Origin of the sequence: Actinotalea sp. JY-7885, assembly GCF_014525465.1 — a bacterium.
Classification (GTDB): Bacteria; Actinomycetota; Actinomycetes; order Actinomycetales; family Cellulomonadaceae; genus Actinotalea.
Map to the genome: position 1 here is coordinate 1 of NZ_JACEXH010000278.1, position 2,677 is coordinate 2,677.

General features: G+C 77.3%; 3 protein-coding genes. 1 reads left to right on the plus strand and 2 read right to left on the minus strand.

The window, feature by feature from the left end; genetic code table 11:
• Nucleotides 1–59: 59 nt before the first annotated feature.
• The gene (locus IDM29_RS16215) at nucleotides 60–1,037 is read right to left on the minus strand and encodes a YafY family protein (protein WP_182113184.1); all 978 of its coding nucleotides are present in this window, start codon (nucleotides 1,035–1,037) and stop codon (nucleotides 60–62) included.
• Nucleotides 1,038–1,143: 106 nt separating this feature from the next.
• Between IDM29_RS16215 and IDM29_RS16220 the strand changes: the two genes are divergently transcribed.
• Nucleotides 1,144–1,569, plus strand: a complete 426-nt coding sequence (locus tag IDM29_RS16220; protein WP_182113185.1) for a VOC family protein — start codon at nucleotides 1,144–1,146, stop codon at nucleotides 1,567–1,569.
• 158 nt (nucleotides 1,570–1,727) lie between these two features.
• On the opposite strand, the gene IDM29_RS16230 is transcribed toward IDM29_RS16220, so the two are convergent.
• Nucleotides 1,728–2,677 (minus strand): GNAT family N-acetyltransferase (locus IDM29_RS16230; protein ID WP_188037790.1); only part of this gene is annotated, 950 nt, incomplete at its 5' end.

Here is a 2,677-nt window from a genome sequence, read left to right on the forward strand (position 1 = left end):
AGCGGCGTGGGCGCCATGCGCAGCACGCTAGCGCGGCGCGCGCCCGGCAGGACCGCCGGTCAGCCCTGCGGCGCGCCGGCCGCGGCCGTGAACCGGGCCGCGACGTCGCGGAGCGCTGGGACCAGCTCGGGCGGGCCCACCACGGTGAACGGCGCACCGGTGAGCGCGAGGGCCGTCGCGCCCCAGAGCGGGTCGTCCACGTCGAGGCGGACCCGGCAGCGGTCGGGTCCCTCCTCCTCGACCGAGAGCCACCACCGCACGCGGCGGCGGACCTCCGCGGCGGGCGCCTCCACGACCGCCTCGACGCGCAGGCGCCCGGGGCCGCCGCTGACGCGCTCGCGGACGTACGCCGCGGCGTCGTCGGCGGGCAGGCGGTGCGGCGCGAAGCGCGTGCCGGAGCGCACGACGTCGCGCACCCGGTCGAGACGGAAGACGCGCCAGTCGACGCGGTCGAGGTCCCACGCCACGAGGTACCACGTCCCCTCGACCGGGACGACGCGGAACGGCTCGACGTGGCGGTCCGACGCCGCGCCGGCGCGGGAGGTGTAGGAGAACGCCAGGCGGACCTCGTCGCGGCACGCGACGGCGACGCTCACGAGCGTCGCCGTGTCGACGCCGTCGCCCGCGTCACCGGGGGTGCTCCACGACGCGGCCACCGTGACGGCGCGCAGCGCGTCGGTCCGCCGCCGCAGCGGCGCGGGCATCACCGGCACGATCTTGGCCAGCGCCTTGACCGCGGCGCCCGCCAGCCCGGCCACCCCGGCCGTGGCCGCTGCGGAGAGGCCGACGGCGATCGCGACGGCCTCGTCGTCGTCCAGCAGGAGGGGTGGAAGGCAGGCCCCGGGCGTCATCGCGTAGCCACCGTCGGCCCCGCGCCGACCCTCGACGGGGTAGCCGAGCTCGCGCAGGCGCTCGACGTCGCGGCGCAGGGTCCGCAGGGAGACGCCGAGACGGTCCGCCAGGTCGGCGCCGCCCCAGTGGCGCCGGGCCTGGAGCAGCGACAGCAGGCGGAGCGTGCGCGAGCTCGTCACGGCCATGGGACCAGTCTGCGTCAGATGCGGTCAGGAAGTGACACCAGCGGCTTCTAGCGTCGTTCTCGGTGGCGCACCGGCGCCCCCACCGACCGACCACGAGGAGCGCGCCATGACCGTCCGGACCACCACCCACCTGAACTTCCGCGGCGACGCCCGGGCGGCCCTCGAGCTGTACGCCGACGTGTTCGACGGGCAGGCCACCACCATCACCTACGCCGACGCCGGTGCGGTCCAGGACGCGGCCGAGGCCGACCAGGTGATGTGGGGGCAGGTCACGTCCGAGGGCGGGTTCGCCGTCATGGCGTACGACGTCCCGTCGCGGCTGCCGTACGACGGCGGTGCCAACGCCGTCTTCGTCTCGGTCCGCGGTGCCGACGCCGACGAGATCACGCGCTACTGGGAGCGCCTCGCGGCGGGCTCGACGGTCGTCGCGCCGCTCGCGCCCGCGGGCTGGGCGCCCCTGTACGGCATGCTCACGGACCGGTTCGGGGTCACCTGGGTGCTCGACGCCGTCGCGCCGTACGGCGGGTCCTGACCGCCGGAGCCCGACGCGGTACGGCGCGCTCACGGTCGACGCCGGGCTGACCATCGAGCGGTTCGCCGAGCAGGCCCGGGTCGCGCTGCAGGACGGTCCGTACGAGACCGCCGCGGGCTACCTCATGAGCCGCCTCGGCCGCCGGCGGACGAGGACCGTTAGCCCTCCCGGGCGGCGTGGCCGGGAGCAGCGGGCGCCGCGGCCACGTCCCGGTGCCAGGACCGCGTGACGTAGGACGTGACGAAGCCGCGGGACGAGTACAGGCTCGCGGCGCCGGTCGGCGAGTCGGCGTCGACCTCGAGTCCCACGCGGTCGCGGCCGCGCCGCGCGGCGTCGGCGACGACGGCGTCCAGCAGCGAGGTGGCGACCCCGCGCCCGCGCGCCGACCGGAGCACCCCGAGGTACGAGACGTAGGAGCCGTCCGGGCGGCCGTCGCCCCCCGGCGAGACGGTGCCGACCAGCGCGCCCGCCGGGCGGCGCCCGGCGTCGTCGGTGATCTCCGCGAGCCACCAGTGGTCCCACCGGTGCCCCGGGTCCTCGCGCAGCCGGGCGACGAACTCGTCGAACGTCTCGGCGTGGTAGTTGAAGTGGTCGGCGAACGCCTCCTCGAGCACGTCGTGGACGGCGACGAGGTCGTGCTCCTCGGGCATGCCGTCCTCGCCCCGGCGGACCCGGCGGACCGTGACCCCCGGCCCGGGTTGCGGGACGTCGGCGTCGCCCGGCGTCACCGGTCGGGACATCTGCCACCAGGTCCGGGTGTGCCGGAAGCCCGCGTCCGTCAGCCAGCGCTGCTGCCGGGGGTCGTCGGCGAAGGCCCCGCTGTCCACCTGGGTGGTGTCGATGCCACGCTCGGCGGCGAACCGGACGGCACCCGCCTCGACCCAGGCGAACAGGGCGTGCGCGACGGCGTCGGCGGTCTCCGGGGCCAGCCCGGGGTCGACGACCACGGCCGCGACCACCCGGCCCGCCGCGCGGTCGTGGAGCGTGGCCCAGGCGCGCACGGCGCCGTCCGCGTCCCGCACCACGACGTGCGCGCGTGAGCGCGCCCCGAGGCCCACCACGTCCGCCTCGACGTCCGAGAGGGCGGCCGACGCGCGCCCGCGCGCCG

Excerpts from the sequence above, each read along its gene's own strand:
- IDM29_RS16215 (WP_182113184.1), bottom strand. The coding sequence starts at position 1,037 with ATGGCCGTGACGAGCTCGCGCACGCTCCGCCTGCTGTCGCTGCTCCAG.
- IDM29_RS16220 (WP_182113185.1), top strand. The coding sequence starts at position 1,144 with ATGACCGTCCGGACCACCACCCACCTGAACTTCCGCGGCGACGCCCGG.